18 protein-coding genes and 3 pseudogenes are annotated in these 16,583 nt (G+C 35.2%); 15 read left to right on the top strand and 6 right to left on the bottom strand.

What is annotated here, in order from left to right; translation table 11 throughout:
* Positions 1-4: 4 nt before the first annotated feature.
* The 5 genes and pseudogenes from ACHABU_RS05875 to ACHABU_RS05855 form a co-directional block, all read right to left on the bottom strand.
* Positions 5-154, bottom strand: a complete 150-nt coding sequence (locus ACHABU_RS05875) for an SDR family oxidoreductase (RefSeq protein WP_435763281.1) — start codon at positions 152-154, stop codon at positions 5-7.
* A 132-nt stretch (positions 155-286) separates the two neighbouring features.
* Positions 287-454, bottom strand: a pseudogene (locus ACHABU_RS05870) (SDR family NAD(P)-dependent oxidoreductase); the annotation flags it as partial.
* The gene (locus tag ACHABU_RS05865; protein ID WP_435763686.1) at positions 442-717 is read right to left on the bottom strand and encodes an SDR family NAD(P)-dependent oxidoreductase; all 276 of its coding nucleotides are present in this window, start codon (positions 715-717) and stop codon (positions 442-444) included. The gene ACHABU_RS05865 and the pseudogene ACHABU_RS05870, both read right to left, overlap by 13 nt.
* A 185-nt stretch (positions 718-902) precedes the next feature.
* Positions 903-1,676 carry an SDR family NAD(P)-dependent oxidoreductase gene (locus ACHABU_RS05860; RefSeq protein WP_435763278.1) on the bottom strand — a complete coding sequence of 258 codons (774 nt, stop codon included), beginning with the start codon at positions 1,674-1,676 and terminating at the stop codon, positions 903-905.
* A gap of 88 nt (positions 1,677-1,764) precedes the next feature.
* Complete coding sequence (locus ACHABU_RS05855; protein WP_435763276.1) at positions 1,765-2,535, bottom strand: IclR family transcriptional regulator; 771 nt, start codon at positions 2,533-2,535, stop codon at positions 1,765-1,767.
* A 234-nt stretch (positions 2,536-2,769) separates the two neighbouring features.
* On the opposite strand from ACHABU_RS05855, the gene ACHABU_RS05850 reads away from it, so the two are divergent.
* From ACHABU_RS05850 to ACHABU_RS05835, 4 genes are all read left to right on the top strand, one after another.
* Positions 2,770-3,765 carry a zinc-dependent alcohol dehydrogenase gene (locus ACHABU_RS05850; RefSeq protein WP_435763273.1) on the top strand — a complete coding sequence of 332 codons (996 nt, stop codon included), beginning with the start codon at positions 2,770-2,772 and terminating at the stop codon, positions 3,763-3,765.
* Between the two features lie 75 nt (positions 3,766-3,840).
* Positions 3,841-4,881, top strand: a complete 1,041-nt coding sequence (locus ACHABU_RS05845) for a TRAP transporter substrate-binding protein (RefSeq protein ID WP_435763271.1) — start codon at positions 3,841-3,843, stop codon at positions 4,879-4,881.
* Between the two features lie 99 nt (positions 4,882-4,980).
* Positions 4,981-5,460: a TRAP transporter small permease gene (locus tag ACHABU_RS05840; protein WP_435763269.1), complete on the top strand. Its 480-nt coding sequence runs from the start codon at positions 4,981-4,983 to the stop codon at positions 5,458-5,460.
* A gap of 3 nt (positions 5,461-5,463) precedes the next feature.
* Positions 5,464-6,753: a TRAP transporter large permease gene (locus ACHABU_RS05835; RefSeq protein WP_435763267.1), complete on the top strand. Its 1,290-nt coding sequence runs from the start codon at positions 5,464-5,466 to the stop codon at positions 6,751-6,753.
* Between the two features lie 238 nt (positions 6,754-6,991).
* Here the strand turns inward: ACHABU_RS05835 and ACHABU_RS05830 are convergent, their stop codons facing one another.
* The gene (locus ACHABU_RS05830; protein WP_435763265.1) at positions 6,992-7,255 is read right to left on the bottom strand and encodes a hypothetical protein; all 264 of its coding nucleotides are present in this window, start codon (positions 7,253-7,255) and stop codon (positions 6,992-6,994) included.
* 1,559 nt (positions 7,256-8,814) lie between these two features.
* On the opposite strand from ACHABU_RS05830, the gene ACHABU_RS05825 reads away from it, so the two are divergent.
* The 11 genes and pseudogenes from ACHABU_RS05825 to ACHABU_RS05775 all read left to right on the top strand — a co-directional run.
* Entirely contained in the window at positions 8,815-9,606 is a 792-nt protein-coding gene (locus tag ACHABU_RS05825; RefSeq protein ID WP_435763262.1) for an IclR family transcriptional regulator, read from the top strand.
* Between the two features lie 225 nt (positions 9,607-9,831).
* On the top strand, positions 9,832-10,116 hold the full coding sequence (locus ACHABU_RS05820) for a hypothetical protein (protein WP_435763684.1): 285 nt from the start codon (positions 9,832-9,834) through the stop codon (positions 10,114-10,116).
* Positions 10,117-10,406: 290 nt separating this feature from the next.
* Positions 10,407-10,661: a thiamine pyrophosphate-dependent enzyme gene (locus ACHABU_RS05815; RefSeq protein WP_435763260.1), complete on the top strand. Its 255-nt coding sequence runs from the start codon at positions 10,407-10,409 to the stop codon at positions 10,659-10,661.
* Entirely contained in the window at positions 10,627-10,725 is a 99-nt protein-coding gene (locus ACHABU_RS05810) for a thiamine pyrophosphate-dependent enzyme (RefSeq protein WP_435763258.1), read from the top strand. Before ACHABU_RS05815 ends, ACHABU_RS05810 begins: the two co-directional genes overlap by 35 nt.
* Before the next feature lie 235 nt (positions 10,726-10,960).
* On the top strand, positions 10,961-11,164 hold the full coding sequence (locus tag ACHABU_RS05805; RefSeq protein WP_435763256.1) for a hypothetical protein: 204 nt from the start codon (positions 10,961-10,963) through the stop codon (positions 11,162-11,164).
* A 40-nt stretch (positions 11,165-11,204) separates the two neighbouring features.
* Positions 11,205-11,663 carry a tripartite tricarboxylate transporter TctB family protein gene (locus ACHABU_RS05800; protein WP_435763254.1) on the top strand — a complete coding sequence of 153 codons (459 nt, stop codon included), beginning with the start codon at positions 11,205-11,207 and terminating at the stop codon, positions 11,661-11,663.
* A 20-nt stretch (positions 11,664-11,683) separates the two neighbouring features.
* Positions 11,684-13,192, top strand: coding sequence for a tripartite tricarboxylate transporter permease (locus tag ACHABU_RS05795; RefSeq protein WP_435763252.1), 1,509 nt, complete (start codon positions 11,684-11,686; stop codon positions 13,190-13,192).
* 106 nt (positions 13,193-13,298) lie between these two features.
* Entirely contained in the window at positions 13,299-14,285 is a 987-nt protein-coding gene (locus tag ACHABU_RS05790; protein ID WP_435763250.1) for a tripartite tricarboxylate transporter substrate binding protein, read from the top strand.
* Positions 14,286-14,715: 430 nt separating this feature from the next.
* Positions 14,716-15,033: pseudogene (locus tag ACHABU_RS05785) on the top strand (SDR family NAD(P)-dependent oxidoreductase); the annotation flags it as partial.
* 68 nt (positions 15,034-15,101) lie between these two features.
* Complete coding sequence (locus tag ACHABU_RS05780) at positions 15,102-15,863, top strand: SDR family oxidoreductase (RefSeq protein ID WP_435763248.1); 762 nt, start codon at positions 15,102-15,104, stop codon at positions 15,861-15,863.
* A 431-nt stretch (positions 15,864-16,294) separates the two neighbouring features.
* Positions 16,295-16,554 (top strand): annotated as a pseudogene (locus tag ACHABU_RS05775) (AMP-binding enzyme); the annotation flags it as partial.
* Positions 16,555-16,583: the final 29 nt, after the last annotated feature.

Raw genomic sequence — 16,583 nt, 5'->3', positions numbered from 1 at the left:
CATATTAGGACATATGCATTCCTCCACTGATATTTACCACAGCACCATTAATAAATCCAGAATCTTTCCTTCCTAGAAAATGAGCTAATGAGGCAACTTCTTCAATAGTACCTGCTCTACCAACGGGGACTTGACTTAGGAATTTTTCGTTCACTTCTTTTTAAACCATTTTAGCCATCGGTGTTTCAATTCGACCTGGTGCGATACAGGTAGCAGTAATACCATAGGAGCCGTATTCCTATGCAACCATTCTAGTGAGGCCAATAATTCCCGTCTCGTCGCAGTATTAGTGTGAACCAGAAATTCTACTAAATGTTCTTCCAGCTTGAGAAGATATATTGATGGACCTTCCCCAATTATTTTCCATCATGAATGGAATACATTCTCTCATTAAGAGAAACTGAGCCGTAAAATTAACCTTTAACACCTTATTCCATTCGTTTAATTCATTTTGTGTGTATCTCTGCGTTTCCCATTATCTTTTGGAGAAATTCCTGCGTTGTTTATGAGAATATCCAATTGACCGTATATTTGATTAATTATACTTACGACTACCACTACTTTTTCCTCATCGGTTACATCTACAAGTATTCCTTCTGCATTTCCACTTTGTTTCCTAGTATTTTCTATTGTTTCCTTTATTTCTTCCTCTAAGATATCAAGGAGTACAACATTTACTCTTTCGATAGCAAACTTTTCCGCAATCCCCTTTCCAATCCCTCTAGAATGTAACGATAACTGTGCGATTGTTCATTCCCACTCATACCACAACCTTAATTAAAATTTATCTATTTATCACTATTTTTAGATCTCATATTCATAGAAAAAGTAATAATGCCCCGTGTACTTAAAGGATCTATTTTTCTATGAATTAGAATCTCTCTTTTGTAAAAAGAATATATTTACTTAGCTGAACTTCCACCATCCACCGCTAGAATTTGCCCTGTAGTGTAATTGGATGCAGGGGAGGCAAAATATAAAACAGCACCAATTAGATCATCATCTCCACCTAACTTCCGTAAAGGATTACTTTCCTTTAGTTTTTCTATCTTTGGCTGTAGTCTACTACGATTCATTTTAGTGATAAAGACACCTGGTGCAACCGCATTCACAAAAACCCCATGAGGTCCCCATTTTACAGCAAGATCCTTCGTTAAAGTATGAACGGCTCCCTTACTAGAAGTATACGCAACAGAATTATGGCTTTCAGGCTCATATCCTCTTAGGCCAGCAACAGAGGATATGTTGACAATTTTTCCATACCCATTCTTTATCATTTGCTTACCAACTTCTTGACTCATATAAAAGACTCCAGTTAGATTGGTAGAAACAATTTCTTCCCATAATTCATGACTGAACTCCTCTGCTGGTGCGTGTCCCGTTTTCCCACTGCAATTGACAAGGATTTCTATACTTCCAAATGCCTTTTGCACCTCACTAACCAATCTCTTTACCGAAGATTTGTGAGTCACATCGACTTGAAGTGCTAACGCACTTCCGCCTAATTCGTTTATTTCATTACAAGCGCTTTCACAATTATCTATATTTCTAGAACAAATAACAATGTTTGCCCCTGCCTGAAACAGGGCCTTAGCTATTTGCCTTCCTAAATCCCCTCCACCACCTGTTATAATTGCTGTTTGGTTGGAAAGGTCAAATAAATCTTGTATTCTCATAAATATTTCCTCCAAATTTACCTAAAGTTTCAATTAGAATGTTTGAATGAACGATTAATAAAGCGGTGAAGTCATTTATGGTCTATTCTTATTTAGCTCCGTATCCTAAATCTCTTGTTAATTCCTTAGCACTCTTCTTTAACGTTTCTACAATGAATGGTATTCTTTCATCTGAGAAACGACTAGCGATTGCCCCCGCACTTAGAGCACCAGCAACGTTTCCATCAATATCAAATACCGGAACTCCAATAGCGGCGGTGTTTTCATAAACCTCCCCAATACTAAGCGAGTATCCCTTTTCGTAATTACTCTCTAATCTTTCGTAAAGAGCATTCTCTTCTCGTTTACTAAGATTCATTGCATCAATGATTTTTTCTTGTTTGGCTTTAGGATAGAATGCAAGCATGACTAATGGTCCCCCACCTTTGTTAAAAGGCAATATGTCACCAATATTAATAGTTAATGTCTGAATGTAATAGCTACCCATCATATTATCCAAACATATCGCTTTGTTATCTCTTTCGATGAAAAGATATGTGCTATCCCCTAATTCTTGAGAAATATATTTCAAATATTTTTTTGCCGATTCATGGATACTAATATTTTCAACTGCCAGTCTGCCTAACTTGTATAATTCTATCCCTAATCGGTAATAAGGTGTGTTCCCTATATTGGATTTTTCTAAAAAACCAATATTCACCAATGAATTACATAATCTTAAAGCTGAAGTCTTCAAAAGACCAGAATGTTGATGGATTTCATGCAATGTAAGATTAGAATGTGAAAAAAATAAATCTAATACTAAAGGTATTTTATTAACGGATTGGATCGTGTCTTTTTTTTTTTCAGTTAAACTCATTTTATGATTCCCCTTACTTGAACTAAGATTAATGCTTAATACACTGAATGCTTCATATGATCACACCCTAATTCCTTAATACGAAATGCGATTCCAAAACCATAATATTACATCCCGGAAGGAAAGTCAATGCGAAAATAATGAATAATGTGTATTGACAAAATAATTAGAAAGTTTTAAGATGATACCATAATACGAAATGTGATTCCGCTTTCAAAAGGAGGAGGATAGTTTATGAAATCTATTAATGTAATGGAACATCAATCCCATCCAGCCATTATAGAAAAAAATTTTCAACCATTATTTGAAAACTCTACAAAAATAAAGGTGCTTTACGGCGGTATTTGTGGAACAGATATTAAATTAATAGAAGGAAGATATCCAATTCAAGATGAATTGTTTCCCCTGACAATTGGACATGAATTTGTTGGAGAAATCGTGGAAGCTGAAGCTAATTCTAATTTGTTCCAAGTAGGGGATTACGTTGTAGGAAAACCAACCTTAAAAAGTTGCATGGAATGTATTTACTGTAAAACTGGCAGAGTGAATTTATGTAAGGATAGGCTTCGATTAGGTATTAATGCCGACGGTGCATTCACGGAGTATATTTCCATACCGCAGGAAAATTTAATCGAGGTTAACTTCTTACATAACATCAGTAACGGTATATGGTTGGAACCAATTAGTGTAGTAGCTAGAGGCATTCATGCACTCAACATTAACCCAAATTTACGAATCGCCATAGCAGGTGTTGGACCGATAGGATTTTTGACCGCATTAATGATAAAAGAATTTGGATCACACATCACCATGATTGGACTAGAACAGGATAGAACAAATTTAGTTCACTTAACGGAACTAGGAATTATAGATGAATTTAATATACAGGTGGAAGATGAGGAAATATTTGATATCGTGATTGATTGCACCGGACATGAAAATGCTATAAATAATTTATTCCTCCTAGCAAAACCTTCTGCCACTGTATTATTACTAGGCACCAATAAATTTTCGATGAATATTAATCTATCACTTATAACGTATAAAGAATTACATGTAACCGGAACGATTGGTGCGAACGAGGAAGATTGGAATTATTCCGTCGATTTTTTAAAGAGAAATGAATCTACTTTATCCAACTTTGTTCACATCTCCCCTCTTGAGGAGGCAATCGAAAGTTTCAAGGTGAAGCAACCATTAAAAGTTAAAAATGCAATCAAGTTTTACTAGTAAGTGTCAAATGTTAATAAACAAGAGATATAAAAGACAATAATAAAAAATAAAATAACTAAGGAGTGAATTATATTGAAGAAATTATTATCTCTAGCAATTTGTATGTTGGTATTATTTATAGCAGGTTGTGGTGATAAAGAAGCAAGTTCTGGTAATAGTGAGAGGAGTGAGAACTCGGAAGGTAAATATGTAATCAGAATTCCATTATTAGGTTCCGACACGAACTTTGTGAATAAAAGTTATGCATTTTTTAAAGAAAATATTGAAGAAAAAAGTGATGATCGTTTTGAAGTACAGATTTATGGAAGTGGAACATTGGCAAGTTCTGAGGAACAACAATTAGAGTTAGTCGATAAAGGGAATGCTGAATTAACCTCTATTGCATCAGGTTTGATCACTAACCATGCTGACGTCAATACGTTTGGTATTTTTGATGTTCCTTTTATGTTTACAGATAATGATAAACTGTATAAATTCTTAGATAGTGAGCTAGCGAAAGGCTTAGAGGAAGACTTAGAAAGTAAATTAAATGTAAAATTCGTAGGGAATTACGACATGAAGGGCTACAATATGTTTAACAATGTGAGACCTATTGAATCTCCGAAAGATATGGAAGGATTAAAAATAAGAACGTCTCCAATTGATTTACAAATTAATTTATTAAAAGAATTAGGTGCAAACCCAACACCGCTGGCATACTCAGAAACCTTCACGTCTCTTCAACAAGGAACAATTGATGGGGTTCATATGGCGACAGCTCCAACTTGGACAGATAAACTTTATGAAGCATCTAAATATTTATCTATAACAAAACACGTTGCCTTGGTACACTTTGTTATGATTAATAACGATTTTATTGATAGTTTACCAGATGATCTAAGATCTATTTTAGATGAAGAATTAGAAGTCTTAATAGAAGAATTGCGTAAACAAGGTGCGGCAACCGATGAGGAAGCAGTACAAGCTATTAAAGATTATGGTGTAGAAGTGAATGAATTATCAGAAGAACAATTCGAGGAATTCCGTAAATCTTCCGAAAACACGATTCAAGAAGCTGTTGACAATGTAGGCGAAGATTTCTATAAAGAAGTAAATGACCTAATCAATAATTAAAGTAATAGTAATCTAAACTGTTTATTCAGGTTTAGCGTAAAAATATATCGTTCTCTTTACGCTAAACCTAATTTACTTCTAGATAGTGAGGGATATCAATTGAACAACAAACTAACTTTCGAATCCATACTAGGCGCTTCTATACTGGTTATCGTAACCGTCATTTTATTTGTAGAAATAATATTAAGATACTTTTTTAATAATTCCCTAATATGGGGTGAAGAAGTTGCTAGATATTTATTTATATGGTTTGTATATATTTCTATGAGTTATGCCATTATTGCAAAATCACATATCAAAATAGACTCCATGGTAAAGTTTATTCCGAAAAATTATAGATTGTTATTCTCACAGATTGGAATCATTATTTGGATTCTATTTGCAGTCGTAGTTGCTTACATAGCTTCTGTATATACGATAAACGCTTTTGAAGAACAAAGAATAGCAATTGCTTCTAGTGTCCCTTTATGGATTGTTTATTTAGGTATTCCATTAGGGTTTATCCTATCCATCATTAGGCTCATCATAGAATTTATCCAAAACGTAAGAAGTCATCCGTCTAGCAGAGAGGAGGATTAGGAGATGAGCGTATTATTACTATTCTTTTTAATTACCATTGTCTGCCTTTTATTTGACTTACCAATTGTAATTGCAATGGGTGTCAGTACATTAATTCTCATTTTCCTTGAACCTAATTTTCCTATGGATGTTATTACCCAAACGATGTTTAGTGCTGCAGATTCCTTTCCCTTATTAGCTATTCCATTTTTTATCTTAGCCGGTGAAATAATGAGTGCTGGTGGAATGGCAAAAAGGATCATCAGCTTTATACAAAAACTAGTTGGATCCGTTACAGGAAGTGTTGGAATGATTACCGTTCTTGCAAGTGCATTATTTGCAGCAATTACTGGTTCAGGTCCTGCAACGGTAGCAATTATTGGTGGTATTATGATTCCCTATATGATAAAAAATGGCTATGATCCCAAATATGCAGCCACCCTATCGGCAAGTAGTGGATCACTTGGACCGATTATTCCACCGAGCATCATATTTATTGTTTATGGTGTAGTAGCGAACGTTTCGATTGGGGATATGTTTATTGCAGGGATTATTCCAGGTACATTAATTGTAATTGCTTTATTAATCTTTAATTTTATTATTAGTAAGAGGGAAGGATATTCTCAACAGTTAAATCGAAATGAAAGTAGTGATACAAGTTTTTGGAAGGAACTCAATCAAGCAAAATGGGCATTGCTAACCCCTGTTTTGATTCTAGGAAGTATTTATGGAGGTATTGTAACCCCTACAGAAGCTGCGATATTAGCAGTTGTTTTTACAACCATCATTTGCGTCTTTGTTTATAGAGAAATTAACTGGAAAGATTATTTTAATATTTTAATCAAAACCGTTGCAACGTCCGGTGGAATTATGATCTTTGTCGGCTTTGCCACTTTATTTGGGAAGTATTTGTCATTGAAACAAATCCCTCAAACGCTGGCGATGCAAATCTCAGAACTTACAACAAACCCAATCGTCATTCTATTAATTTTAAATGTCTTCCTTTTAATTATTGGGATGTTTATGGAAACGATTGCAGCCATCTTAATCTTTGTACCTCTGTTACTGCCAATTGTAACGGCTATTGGGGTAGATCCGATCCACTTTGGTATCGTAGTCTGTATTAACTTGGCCATCGGCATGATCACACCTCCATTTGGTATAAACCTATTTGTTGCTAGTAAGGTGGCCGGAATAGGATTTGAACAAACATTAAGATATTTAAAATGGGCATTTGCTACATTAATCGTTGTTTTATTATTCATCACGTTAATTCCGCAGCTAAGCTTGTATTTAGTAGAATTGAGTAAATAAAATTTTATTTACTTTTCATCTCTATATTTTGTTGTTGTTAAAAGTTGTTTTCTTTATGAAATAATTATTAAAATTCGGGATCTAGGCGGGAAATCGCCCGTTACATTATTTTTCTCTCTTTCTTCAAAGATAAGTTATGGATATTATTTGTCGCAAAAGGAAAAGAATTGCTATCTTGGGTGAGGCCACTGAAAAAGTCCAAAAGAGAAATGATTCCCAAAATTATGATGGGAATCATTTATTTTTTAGTTACTCTCTCAACTTTCGCACCGTAAAATGTTTTCATTAAAAATTGTGGCAGACTGTCAAACAGCTCATTAATGATGTATTGGACTTTTTCTTCTGAAAGCAATGGTTCATTTGAAAGCGTTGATTTTAACACGTCTATGATTATCACGAGCGCCTGGGCAAACCGAATGTCTTCTATCTCATCGCAGCACAAATAGAAGAGCTGTTCAATTGTTTTTGAATCTTTCTCTTCCCGGGAGTTTATCGCAAGCATGATATAACGCGTGAGGACGATTGTCGTATGGGCTACGAGCGTATCATAATGACAAGACTGGCATTCTTTTGCTAAACGAAGAGGGGATTTGGCGACTTTGAAAAAGCATTCAATGTCCCACCGCTTTCCATAAAGGAGAACGACTTCTTCTTCCGGCGTTGAAAGGAGAGCCAGCCATTGTATGGAGCGATTTCGATTCCGTACAAAAACAATGCAGACCTGGACATCCTTACCTTTGTCATCTGAACGAATGCTGACAATGACTGAGGCAAGAATCTTAGCAAGATCGCGTTTTTTTCGGACTTTTTATAGAGCTGATTCAGGGTATATTTCTTGCCTTTAAGGATGTAATAAACTCGGTGCATGCTTTTGAGCATACAAATGACATGCAGAGGATATTGGAAAACGACGCACTTGATCACTTTAGGAAAGGCAAACCAGCTGTCAAACAATAATGTCCTGGCACAAAGCTGTAACGGATTGACGTCATCGAGGAAATCAAACATCGCTTCAGTCGATTTTTATAGTGTTTCCTAACGACGCTTGTATCCTACAATACGCTTGTCAATTTTCGAATTGATATCCTGTAACGGTTTTTTGCTTGCCAGAACTGAGTAATGAGAAGGCCAACGGAATATATGTATTCCCATCTGACCACCCAAGCGTAAGCATTCGGAAGCCTTTGACAAACTGGCCTGTCGTATGATCATGCACACGTGCAAGCAGTTCGACAGCTTCACTCCAGGAACGGCTCTTCATTTGAGACTAAAGGCAACAGTTTGGTTACGATTGCATTCCTGCTCAGCAATGTAAGAAACTTTCGCGAGTTGTATTTGGGATTATTGAGAAAGCGATCGATCGCATCTTTTTTGGGAGCATCCTGTATGCGATTTGAATCAAGGATTCGGTAAAGGTTCTTACCGTGTAAGACAAGCGAGGAATAAACTGGAAAAGAAACAATGGAGAAAACCCCTCTTCTTTTCGAATATTCGCCTGATTAAGCAGTGTGCCCAGCTTGTGTTCTATGAAAAAACGAGAAAATATGAGAATTAGCTTCGTTTTTTGGTTCGGAATTTGGTGAAATAGTAGCCATAAATACATCACTTTCTGGTATTGGTTTGGTGACTATAGTTTACCAAATTGGAATGTATTTTTGTTTAATCTTTAGTATTGTTTTTCGGAATTATTCAGTCGTATCAATGGTTTTCTAATGTTTTTTTAGGTGTGAAAGTTGAGTAATTAAATAAAAAGGACAGCAAAAAACTTTTAAGCCAAGTTTTTTGCTGCCCTTTTGTTGGCTTATGTTTTCTGTTGTAGAAGGGGGGCGTTCGCATAGTGATTATATTTCTCAGGGTTATATATTTTTTCTCTTTAAAATATATTGACAATTTTTATAATATCAATTATTATAAAAATTATAAATTACGGATGCCGGTTCTGCGTTCCACTATTCGTGATACAAAATAAAATGTAATCGCTTTATTTGAAAAAGGCTAATTACAATTAACAAGGAGGATTAAAGAAAGCTAATTATATATATGTGAGTAGGTGGTATTTATATGGCAAAGGGTAGTGTAGAATTGCATGATAAATCTGTTGTTCGATCAGTGGAAAAAGCAGCAATCATACTGCGTTTGTTTTCTAAAAAAGAAACGCAATTAACTCTTAGTGAAATTTCTCAGAGGACGGAATTTAATAAAACGACAGCACTTCGCTTTTGTAAGACGCTTGAAAAAGTTGGATTTATTGAAAAGACTTATATCTCAACTGTACCGTACTATCGTTTGGGAATAGAGTTATACAAAATAGGAAGCTTAGTTATTCATTCTCTGGAGATTACAAGTAGAGCGAAGCCATATTTGAGAAAAATTACGGAAATGACTGGAGACAATTCATATCTCTTTATTGAAAAAAATAATAAAGCTCACTGTATTGACACCATAAAAGGAGATTACTTAGTACGGGATACAACAACTGAACTTGGAGATACGCTAAATCTCACTCAGGGCGGAGGTCCTATAGCAATGTTAGCATATTTTGATTCCAATAAAAGTGAAAAATTTTTTTCTGGATTAAATTTAGGAGAAAAGCAATTCGTAAAATTAAATGACCGACTAAACAATATAAGATCCAAGGGTTTTTCTCTAAGCAAAGGAGAAATCTACCCAAGCGCAGCTGCTATTGGTGCTCCTATCCTTGATTTTCAAGGAAACGTCGTTGGTTCTCTAAGTATTGGAGGGGTTATTCAACGTTTTTCAGATGAAAGGTTACCAAAAATTATAGAGATTCTTAAAAAGTCAGCACAAGAGTTATCAAAGGAGTTTGGGTGGGATGAAGAATTGGTGCAATAGACTGGGTAATATTCAAATTATATCAGTAGATTTATATTAGCTTAAGGTAATAGTAAAGAGAATTTTGCTTGAAATGATACATTTATTTATCAGGAAGTCCCGGTCGGGTCGCTTTTGTTTTCCGCAGCAACTCAATTAACGAAGTAGTAAAAGTAACAAGCTCTCCAAAGTTTATCATACTCAACATTACTTGAAATTCAGAGAGAAAAGTGAAAGTCTTAATAAATTGAGGAGGCCTGTGACGCATTGGATCGTGCTAAGAAACCATTCATTATAGCAGGATGCGGGGTGCATGCCGCTAAAGCTCATAAGGACTTGAAAGCGCTATCTGAATTGATAGGTGCACCAATCGGTACAACAGCAGGTGGGAAAAGTTCTATCGAAAAAATCCATCCCCTTGCTGTTGGAGTTATGAGGAAATGGGGTCAATATTTTGCTAATAAGCTTTTGAATGAATCAGATTTAGTATTAGTGGTAGGTCCTAGACTTACGCCCAGATACTGTTTTTGAGACGGAAGATTTAAAAGATCCATCAAAGCAGACAATTATACAAATAGATTAGATATTGAAGAGAAGAATGCTAGTTGGACATATGCTGTTGATCAAGCGTTAATTGGTGATGCAAAGCGTATTATTAATCAACTCCTTGAACATATGAAAGAAAACGATAATAAAATAGATACGGAAGAACTAAGAAAACGCCTCATGGGGATTAATAATCAGAAGGAATTACTACAGTACATGGAAGGAGAAGAGACTTTAGCGGGTAATACTCCTATCTTACCTGTCGTTAAAAGAAATTGGACAAGACTATAAATGAAAAAACAAAAATTACTTTAGACTCTGGTGAAAACAGAGTATTTATGACCAAGCTATTAAAGACAATGTCACCAGAAAGTGTGATAGCACCTACTGCTTCAGGAGCATTGGGATATGCGACTGCACTAGTTACGAAGTTAGTTTATCCTGACCATGAAGTAGTAGCTGTTTGTAGTGACGGGGGCTTTCCTATGACCATGAATGCTCTTATTAACTGCAGTTCAATACAACATTAAAATAGTGGTAGTGGTTATGAATAACTCTAGTTTAGGATGGGTGAAAAGCAACCAAGGGGACTAGGTTATTGCCTCCACATATAACGACTGCAATATTAGCAAAATGGCAAAGTCATTTGGATGTGAGGGCGTGAGAGTTACGAATCCAGAAAAGATAAGAGGCTTTTCAAATACTCTACGGTAATTAATATTGTGACTACTGACTCAGAAAGTTTCCAAAAAGCAAAGGCATCGTTAATTGTTATTAGAAAATAACTTATTTTTATTATCAAGGTCATGGAAATATGAGGAGGATATATATGCTGAAAACGAAAATCGATGTAAAACAAAAACTGTTTATAAATGGGCAGTGGTTAGAAGCAGGAGAATGCGCTCCCCTGTATTCTCCTTATAACGGGGGAGAATTAACAAAGATTCCGGTCGCTACCATGGAAGAAACAGAGTCTGTTATTGAAGCAGCTGTAATTGCACAATCAGTAATGAAAAAACTTTCTAAACATTGAGCAGGTGGTAATAGATTTAGATTTTAAAAGAATATCTTCAATGTTTATTAGAAGGAGGTATATGATGATTTATTGGCGTGAGCGTTATATTTATTTATCCCTTATTGTTTTGTGTTTCATCATTTTATATATAATACCTGCTCAAGTTCAAGAAGGAGAATCGCAAATTGTTCCTTATATTTCAGTAGGTACAACCTTGCTTGTATCTATTATTTGTTTTATACGATGTCTCCGTAATAAAGAAATAGTGATTAAGTTTCCAAGAAAGGTGCTTTTTATGTTGGTGATGCTCGTCTTCATCTACGGGGTATATATATTTATAATAGAAACAATAGGATACTTTCTGCTAAGTATTATCTTCATAGCTTTAATGATGTGGTTATTAAAAGTTAAGTCTATAGTCAAAATCATCTTAATCTCCACACTTGTACCCTTGGGTGTTTATTTAGTTCTAGGAGAATTATTAAACCTACGATTCCCAAGTGGATTATTCATATAAATTAAATTGGAGGTGAGAAAGTGGGACCTGATATTCTTGAAGGATTGGGAATGATAATGCAACCTCAACATATTATTTTGGTTTTGGCGGGAGTTATTCTTGGTACAATTCTAGGTGCTATACCAGGACTATCTTCTACAATGGGGATTGCTTTATTACTACCAATAACTTTTACTCTAAGTCCTGTTGCAGCAATTGCAATGCTCACAGCAATGTATAAAGGAGGATTATTTGGGGGGAGTATTGCGGCTATATTATTCAACGCCCCAGGGACATCTGCCGCTGCGGCTACAGCTCTTGATGGTTACCAATTAACCCAGCAAGGGAAATCAGGTAAAGCTATTCGAATGGCTCTTATAGGGTCTTCAGTAGGGGATATGATAGGCTGCATAGTACTAATTTTGATTGCTGGATTGATTGCAAAAGCTGCTTTGTTATTTGGCCCTCCCGAATATGTAGCTATTATATTATTTGCTTTTACAATGATTCTTGGAGTGTCAGAAAAATCTTTAATGAAGGGTTTTCTGGCACTTGGAATGGGTATTTTAATATCAACAGTTGGATACGACCCAGTTAATGGTGTTCCCCGTTTCGAATTTGGTTCTATGGAAATGTCTTCTGGATTCACATTAATTCCAGTGTTAATTGGTCTTTTGGCAGTTCCCGAAGCTTTTAGACAAATCGAAGAAGTTTTTTTAAATAAAATGAAGAAAAATAAAGAGGAAATATCATCCAATGTTGATCTAGCAGACTCTAAAATAACTTGGAAAGAAGTAAAAGGAACAAGAAAAATTTTATTTAGATCAGCAGGTATAGGAACTTTTATAGGGACACTTCCTGGGCTAGGACCAACTATTGCTGCTTTCATGGGGTATCGCTCTGGGGCAAAAATATCAAAAGACCCTAACTACGGAAAAGGTTCAATTGATGGAGTCGCTGCTCCGGAAGCAGCAAATAGTGCTGTAGCTAGTGCTAACATGATTCCTTTATTATCACTCGGAATTCCAGGTGATGTGGAAGCAGCATTAATATTAGGGGCGCTTACTATACAAGGAATTACTCCGGGTCCTCAAATTTTTGTTAATAATGGACCGATAGTTTATGGTATTTATGCTGGGATGATAATGGCGATTATTATGAATTTTTTCTTTAATTGGTATTTTGTTAAGTTTGTAATTAAGTTAAAAAATATTTCTATAAAAATTATGATTCCCATTATTTTAATTCTATGTATTGCTGGCACCTTTGGATATAACCAAAACATGTTTGATGTAAAAGTAATGTTTTTCTTCGGAATATTAGGCTACCTATTAAGTAAATTTGGTATTCCTATAACAGCCCTTCTTATAGGTTTTATCTTAACTCCTATAATTGAAAGTTCTTTTCGCCAAACATTAACTATTACTGACAATGGTTTACTCATCTTTTTTGAAAGACCAATTGCATTGATGTTTATCGTAATAACAGTTATAACTATTATTAGTTATTTTATAAAATCAAAAAAGCAAAATGGACAACAGGCTATGTAGGAAAGTGAAGTTTTTTAAGTCTATGTGATAGGAGTTTAACAAAGAAAAGGCGTTAGTCTAGCTACAATTAATTACAATTATTAAATTTAATTAGGAGGATAAAAAAATGAAAAAAATTATACAGTTGTTAGGGGTAACAATATTGATCTTTTTTATATCTGCCTGTAATTCTGAAGATGTTGAAAGCGATGCTCAAAGCGATACAAATGGATATCCTGAAAGACCAGTTACATTCTATGTTCAATACTCAGCAGGCGGTGCAACCGATTTAGCTTATAGACAATTTTTCTCTGTAGCTGAAAAGTATTTGGGAGAAACGATAGTAGTCGAGAATGTTACAGGAGGAGGAGGAACGGTGGGGTTAGCTGAACTAGCAAAACAAGAACCCGATGGATACACTTTAGGGAACACTTCTTTACAACCCTTGACTATTACACCACATAATCAGACAGTTTCATATAAAGCAAGCGACTTTTCATATGTTGGCGGATGGGCAAAATATCTCTATGGTATAGCGGTAAGAAAAGATTCTCCGTTTAAAACATTTGAAGATTTTATAAAAGCATCACACGATAACCCAGGTATGCCTTACAGCGATTCTGGTCCAGGAGGCATTACTACTTTAGGAATATCTATGCTAGATAAAGCGGAAGGTAATATACCTTCCTGGCAGAGTGTTGGATTTGACGGTGGTGGAGAGGCTTCAGCCGCTCTTTTGGGAGGTCATGTAGATTTCGGGATTAATAACCCAGGAGCATATAAAAGCTCATTGGAATCTGGAGACTTAAGACTATTAGTATCTTTAAGTGATACTAAATGGGATTTAGCACCAGACGCTCCGACAATTAGTGAACTTGGTTACGATTTTGACATCACTTCTTGGTTAGGCATTGGTGGACCTAAAGGGTTGCCGGAAGAAGTTATAGAAGTTTGGAGTGAGGTCATTCAAAAAACAATTGAGGACCCGGAATTTATTGAGGCCGCTAAAAACATGGATTTACCTCTAGACTGGATGCCAGGGGACGAGTATGAAGAAACAGTGAACGAGATGTATGATGTTTATGGGGAGATCATTGAAGAGACAAATCAATAAGAGAAGCCTGTTGTTTAGAGTTAAACAACAGGCAATTCACCCGTGTTTAGGTGAATTGCTAACAATCTTATAAGATTTAAAAATTATACAGAAAGTAGAGGAAAGCTTTTAGAGCAATTTTAATTAATGATCAAACAAAAAATTTGTTTATTGAAGATTATGACGACCCAGTGCCAAGTGAAGATGAAATTATAGTTACTGTAAAAGCAACTGCCCTAAACCGGACAGATTTAATGCTGAAAAAGGGGTTATATCCGCATTGTCATCAAGCTAGAATACCAATATTTTACAATTTGATATTCATAGTATTTCTGCCTATTTATTGCTTACGTGTAATTGCTCTTATTTTGAATAAAAAGGCAACAATATGCCCGGGACTTGCTTTTTCATTTTTTTACAAGCCCTTCCATTTGTAGTATTTAGGTTCCGGAAACCTACCTATAATAATTCTAAAGCAGCAATGATTAGTTTTACAAAATCTTTAGCAGATGAAGTAATTAAAGAGGGAATAAGAGTTAATTCAATTGCTATTGGAGCAATTTTGCATTCGAGTAGTAATTAGCAAAAACAGCTCTTTGAGAATCCACAGAAAATTAAAGAGTATGTACAGCAAAAAATTCCTGTGGGAAGATTTAGCAAAGCGGAGGAAGTAGCTAACGTAGTAATATTTCTAGCTTCCAAAAGAGCCTCCTGGGTGTCTGGTGCTACTCTTAACGTGGACGGTGGACAATCAAGAATGAATATGTGATTATCAGTTCTTATAGGTTGCATTAAAATTATTTTTATTAAATTTTTTTTGAATAGGATGTGAAGGTGTTGGAATTATCAAATCGTATCGCTGTAGTTACAGGCGCAGCTCGTGGTATTGGTGCAGAAATAGCTAGTGTACTTTTGCAACGTGGTGCTTACGTTATACTTTTAGATTTTATAGAAGATGAATTAGCTAAAACAGTAGAGAACTTTAAGAAACAGAATAGTAAAGTGGAAAGTATAGTAGTTGATGTAGGGAACGAACAACAAGTCATCGATACGTTTAAATTTATTAAGAAAAAGTTTGGCGCAGTAGACATACTAGTTAATAATGCTGGTATTTCACCGAAATTTAATGGGAAAAGTATAAGTATCCATGAAACACCACTTAAGGAATGGGAAAGAGTGTTAAATGTTAATTTGACAGGTACTTTTCTATGTACAAGAGAGTGTCTACCTTTAATGAAAAAAGGAAATTGGGGACGAATTGTTAATCTATCATCCCTAGCAGGAAGAACAAGTGGCCGAATTGCAGGTTCTCATTATTCTGCCTCTAAAAGTGGAGTTATCGGTTTTACACGTACGATTGCTTCGGAATACGCGATATTTGGAATTACTGCTAATTGTGTCGCACCTGGACGAATAGAAAGTCCAATGAGCAAAACAGCCACAGAAGAAGCAAACAAAAGGTTTATTGATAGTGTGCCTGTTGGACGGGCAGGGGAAGTTAAAGAAGTTGCATCACTAGTTTCATATCTTTGTACAGAGGATGCAGGATATATAAATGGTGCGACAGTAGATATTAATGGAGGAATGTTTATGTCTTAAAACCTCACGTTCAGTATAACAATAATACCCCCAAAGTAGAAACACTTGAAAATGATTTCACTGAAGAACGAAAGTTTTTCAGTGGAACTTAATTTAAATGTTAATTAGCTTCGTCTTTCTTTGTTGTTTAATTAGTATATTAACTTGATTTTTAGTCAATAAGTTCTAATTTTTTCCATTATAAGATCCTAGAGCGTGCAATGATGTATTTGAGAAGATTTATGCACATATTCATGTTCACAAATATGTGCATCACATCCGGTAACTAGAATGCAATACGTATTTACTTAAATAATTTTGTGGGCGTTTTCTTATCCTGGTAATCTATGGTTAAAAGATTCCAGGTTCGAGTAAAAATTATTCTAACTTACCGATAGTTGTCATACTATTTAAATAATAACAGTAGATTTATATAAATAATCAACACTACATTCTTTCGTACTGATGTTATTGTAACGTTGGATAAAGAAGGAATATTTCCTTAATGTCAATCGTTTAAAACGAGTGATTAATGCCTTTGGATTTAAAGTTTGGTCAACGGAGGTGTAGAGTAAAGTATGTATAAGCATCCTGCTGTAAAGCAGGCATATGTTGTCGGTATACCCGACCCCAAACGTTGTAAAACCGTCATTACTTAAATGACAATTATGTTGGTAAGATAACTGAAGCGGAAATTATAAACTGGGCAAAATATAATGTATCCGTATCATTGGACACTAA

Origin of the sequence: Oceanobacillus sp. CF4.6 (assembly GCF_051262635.1) — a bacterium.
GTDB lineage: Bacteria > Bacillota > Bacilli > Bacillales > Amphibacillaceae > Oceanobacillus.
Note: the sequence above shows the minus strand (reverse complement) of the source record. Positions and strands in the feature narration are given on the sequence as shown.

Coding starts and splice junctions, on each gene's coding strand:
- ACHABU_RS05825 (WP_435763262.1), top strand. CDS start 8,815: ATGGCAAAGGGTAGTGTAGAATTGCATGATAAATCTGTTGTTCGATCA.
- ACHABU_RS05805 (WP_435763256.1), top strand. CDS start 10,961: ATGCTGAAAACGAAAATCGATGTAAAACAAAAACTGTTTATAAATGGG.
- ACHABU_RS05855 (WP_435763276.1), bottom strand. CDS start 2,535: ATGAGTTTAACTGAAAAAAAAAAAGACACGATCCAATCCGTTAATAAA.
- ACHABU_RS05810 (WP_435763258.1), top strand. CDS start 10,627: ATGCTCTTATTAACTGCAGTTCAATACAACATTAAAATAGTGGTAGTG.
- ACHABU_RS05830 (WP_435763265.1), bottom strand. CDS start 7,255: ATGCTTGCGATAAACTCCCGGGAAGAGAAAGATTCAAAAACAATTGAA.
- ACHABU_RS05790 (WP_435763250.1), top strand. CDS start 13,299: ATGAAAAAAATTATACAGTTGTTAGGGGTAACAATATTGATCTTTTTT.
- ACHABU_RS05860 (WP_435763278.1), bottom strand. CDS start 1,676: ATGAGAATACAAGATTTATTTGACCTTTCCAACCAAACAGCAATTATA.
- ACHABU_RS05800 (WP_435763254.1), top strand. CDS start 11,205: ATGTTTATTAGAAGGAGGTATATGATGATTTATTGGCGTGAGCGTTAT.
- ACHABU_RS05850 (WP_435763273.1), top strand. CDS start 2,770: ATGAAATCTATTAATGTAATGGAACATCAATCCCATCCAGCCATTATA.
- ACHABU_RS05835 (WP_435763267.1), top strand. CDS start 5,464: ATGAGCGTATTATTACTATTCTTTTTAATTACCATTGTCTGCCTTTTA.